The organism is Actinomadura kijaniata NBRC 14229, assembly GCF_001552175.1.
Taxonomy (GTDB): Bacteria; Actinomycetota; Actinomycetes; order Streptosporangiales; family Streptosporangiaceae; genus Spirillospora; species Spirillospora kijaniata.
In genome coordinates this window covers 1-3,820 of sequence record NZ_BCQR01000313.1, presented here as the reverse complement: position 1 = coordinate 3,820, position 3,820 = coordinate 1, and the positions used below count along the sequence as shown (strand labels likewise).

Below are 3,820 nucleotides of genomic sequence, written 5' to 3'. Positions count from 1 at the left end.
CGCGGCGGTGGCCGAGGCGGCGGCCGGGTGCGCCGTGGCCGGGCTCGCGGTGTCGTGGCTGGCCGGACGCGTCGCGCTGCGGGGCGGGGCCCGGTGAACGGCCGCGGCGCGCGCTGGGGCGTCCCGGCGCTCGGCCTGGGAGTGTTCGCGGTCGGGACCGACGAGTTCGTGCTGGCGGGCATCCTGCCGGAGCTGAGCCGCGCGTTCGCGGTGTCGATCGGCGCCGCCGGGCAGGTGGTGACGGTGTTCGCGCTGGCGTGCGCCGTGCTGGCCCCGGTGCTGGGCGCGTTCACCGCCGCCTGGCCGCGCCGCCGGGTGCTGCTGGCGGCGCTCGGCGTCCATCTGGTGGGCAACGTCGCCACCGCGCTCGCCCCGTCGTTCGCGCTGGTGCTGGCGGGCCAGGTCGTGGCGGCGGCGGGCGCGGGACTGTTCGTGCCGGCCGCGTCGGTGACGGCGGCGGCCCTGGTCCCCGCCGACCGCCGGGGCCGGGCGATCGCCACGGTCACCACCGGCTTCGCCGCGGCCACCGCGTTCGGCGCGCCCCTCGGCACCGCGCTGGGCGACGCGCTGGGCTGGCGGGCGACGGTGTGGTTCCTGGTGGCGCTGACGGTCCTCGGCGCGGCCGGGGTGCTGGCCCTGGTGCCGGGCCGGGTCGCCACGGCCCCCGCGGGACCGGGCGGGCGGCTGGCGCCGCTGCGCGACCGCCGGGCGCTGGCGCTGCTGGCCACCACCCTGGCCGGGTTCACCGCGATCTATGTTCCCTACACCTACGTCGCGGCCGTCTTCGCGCCCGCGACCGGCGGCGACGGGGACCGCCTGGCCGTCCTGCTGCTGGTGTTCGGCGTCGCCGGAACGCTCGCCAACCACGTCGCCGGAACGCTGGCCGACCGCCTGGGCGGGCGCGCGGTGGTGACCGGGGCGCTGGCGCTGCTGGTGGTGGCGCTGCTGCTCCTGCCGCTGGCCCGGGGGTCGTACGGGCTGGCGCTGCCGATGACGGTCGGCTACGCGCTGACCGCCTACGCCGTGACCACCCCGCAGCAGACCCGCCTGATCGCCCTGAACCCGGCGGCGGCCCCGGTCCTGGTGTCGCTGAACGCCGCCGTCCTCTACCTCGCGATCTCGCTGTCGGGGGTGCTGGGGGCCGCCGGGATCGCCTGGACCGGCGCGCACCTGCTCGGCCCGCTCGCGGCCGTGGTCGCCGTGGCCGCCGTCGCGCTGTCGGAGATCGCGCACCGCCTCGCCGCCCGATCCCCCGAAGGCGCCGGGTCGGAGGGAAAGCGCCCGGCGTCCCGGCCGCCGGGATGACGAGCCGACCCCTATGATCGCCCCCGACCCGAGGAGAACGATCATGCGTATCGCCGTGTACCTGGCCCACCCCCGGCCGGGCAGCTTCAACCACGCCCTGTCCGACGCCGTCGTCGACGAGCTGCGCGGACGCGGATGCGAGGTGCTCGCGCACGACCTGTGCGCCGAGGGGTTCGACCCGGCACTGACGGCCGCCGAGACCGGGACCGTCCAGGACGCGGGCTCCTCCGTCGACGCGCGGGTCGAGGCGCACCGGCGGGAGGTCGCCGCGCTCGACGCCATGGTCTTCGTCCACCCCAACTGGTGGGGCATGCCCCCGGCCGTCCTGACCGGGTGGGTGCAGCGGGTCCTGGCCCCCGGCGTCGCCTACAAGCTCGGCACCGCCGACGGGGAACCCGCCGGACTGCTGAAGGCCGGACGCGCGCTGGTGCTCAACACCTCCGACACCCCCGAGGACCGCGAACGCGAGGAGTTCGGCGACCCGCTCCAGCAGATCTGGGCCGCGTGCGTGCTGCCCTACGTCGGCATCACCGACGTGAGGCGCACCGTCTTCCGCACCGTCACCGACTCCACCGAAGCCCAGCGGACCGAATGGCTCCGCCAGGCCCGCGAACAGGCCGCCGCGCTCCTCGACCAGCCGACCAGCCGGGCCTGAACGCCGGATCGCGCCGTCACCGGCGTTCCCCTTCACCGCGTCCTCGGCCCCGGAACGCGCGGGACGGTGCGCGTCGGTGCCACGAGCCCCGCGGACGCCTCCGCCCGGCGCGCCGGGCGGAGGCATGCGGCGAACAGCCGGTCCAGGCCCCCGTACGGTCCGCATCATGACGCCGAGCCGCGCCGAGGTGTCCGCCCCACCGTCAATCCCGCGCCGACCTAGGAGCGGAACCGTCCTAGGTCGCTCCTAGCGTCGTGGACATGGCGAAGATCAATCCGTTCCGCATCGACATTCCGCAGGCCGACCTGGACGACCTCCGCGCCCGGCTGGCCCGCACCCGCTGGCCGGACGAGCCGCCCGGCACCGGCTGGTCGTACGGCGTCCCGTCCTCCTATGCCAGGGAGCTGGCCGAGTACTGGCGGACGGTGTACGACTGGCGCGCGCAGGAGGCGGCGCTCAACGAGTACCCGCAGTTCACCACCGAGATCGACGGGCAGAACATCCACTTCCTGCACGTCCGCTCCCCCGAGCCGGACGCGCTCCCGCTGGTCCTCACGCACGGCTGGCCCGGTTCGATCGCCGAGTTCATGAAGGTCATCGGCCCGCTCACCGACCCCCGCGCCCACGGGGGCGACCCGGCCGACGCCTTCCACGTGGTGGCGCCCTCCCTCCCCGGCTTCGGCTTCTCCGGCCCCACCCGCGAGATCGGCTGGAACGTGCGGCGGGTGGCCCGCGCCTGGGCCGAGCTGATGAGCCGCCTCGGCTACGACCGGTACGGGGCCCAGGGAGGCGACACCGGCGCGGTGGTCTCCCCCGAACTCGGCCGCGTCGCCCCGGACAGCGTCGTCGGCGTCCACGTCAACGGCGCGCTCGGCTTCCCGACCTTCGCCCCCGGCGAGCTGGAGGGTCTCACCGAGGCGGAGCGGACCCGGCTGGCCGGCTACTCGGACCAGGACTCCTCGGGCTACGCCGTGATCCAGGCCACCCGCCCGCAGACCCTGGCCTTCGGCCTGCATGACTCCCCCGCCGGCCAGCTGGCCTGGATCGTGGAGAAGTTCAAGGAGTGGACCGACCCCGCTCACGACCTCCCCGACCAGGCCGTGGACCGCGACCAGATGCTCACCGACGTCACCATCTACTGGCTCACCGGCACCGCGGGGTCGTCCGCCCGCCTCTACAAGGAGAGCGCGGCCGACTGGGGCCGCCCCGTCGAGAAGTCCGACGTTCCCGCCGGGGTGGCGGTCTTCCCGGGCGACACCGGGGTCCGTCGCGTCGCCGAACGCGAGCACAACGTGATCCACTGGTCGGAGTTCGACCGGGGCGGCCACTTCGCCGCGATGGAAGCGCCGGACCTGCTGGTCGCCGACGTCCGCGCGTTCTTCCGGCTGGTCCGCTGACCCGCCCGGCAGGCCCCGGCGGGGTCGCACGCGGACCTCATGCGCCCCGCCGTTCCCCACGAGCGCGAAAGACCGCCCCCACCAGACAGGGACGCGAGGCACTCCCGCGTCCGCCCGGGGACGGTCACGGCGTGGGCCACCGAACACGCGCCGCAATCCGGGATCCGGGCTCGCCCGACCTGGCCCGCCCCCGGCGCTCACGTCGTCTCGGCGCCGGGGGCGTAGGGGCAAAGCCCCACGAAGGGGTGTGGGGGCGAAGCCCGACAAAGGGGGTGCGGGGACAGCACCCCTGCCGAGGGTGTGGGGGACGGAGCCCTGCCGGGCGTGCGGGGTGAAGGCCCGCCGGGCATGCGGGGCAAAGCCCTGCCGGGGGTGCGGTGTGAAGGCCCGCCGAGGTTGTAAGGGCGGAGCCCCACGAGGGGTTGTAGGGGACGGAGTCCCCTACCGGGATGTGGGGGCGGAG

At 75.7% G+C, this 3,820-nt stretch carries 3 protein-coding genes; all 3 read left to right on the top strand.

Annotated elements, in window-relative coordinates:
• Positions 1–93: 93 nt before the first annotated feature.
• The 3 genes from AKI01S_RS48300 (at position 94) to AKI01S_RS48290 (ending at position 3,357) form a co-directional block, all read left to right on the top strand.
• Positions 94–1,305 carry an MFS transporter gene (locus tag AKI01S_RS48300; protein ID WP_067833813.1) on the top strand — a complete coding sequence of 404 codons (1,212 nt, stop codon included), beginning with the start codon at positions 94–96 and terminating at the stop codon, positions 1,303–1,305.
• A gap of 43 nt (positions 1,306–1,348) precedes the next feature.
• Positions 1,349–1,960, top strand: a complete 612-nt coding sequence (locus AKI01S_RS48295; protein ID WP_067833810.1) for an NAD(P)H-dependent oxidoreductase — start codon at positions 1,349–1,351, stop codon at positions 1,958–1,960.
• A gap of 260 nt (positions 1,961–2,220) precedes the next feature.
• Positions 2,221–3,357: an epoxide hydrolase family protein gene (locus AKI01S_RS48290; RefSeq protein WP_067833816.1), complete on the top strand. Its 1,137-nt coding sequence runs from the start codon at positions 2,221–2,223 to the stop codon at positions 3,355–3,357.
• Positions 3,358–3,820 lie beyond the last annotated feature (463 nt).

What these genes read in the sequence shown, in the direction of transcription:
- AKI01S_RS48295 (WP_067833810.1), top strand. Translation starts at nt 1,349, where the DNA reads ATGCGTATCGCCGTGTACCTGGCCCACCCCCGGCCGGGCAGCTTCAAC.
- AKI01S_RS48290 (WP_067833816.1), top strand. Translation starts at nt 2,221, where the DNA reads ATGGCGAAGATCAATCCGTTCCGCATCGACATTCCGCAGGCCGACCTG.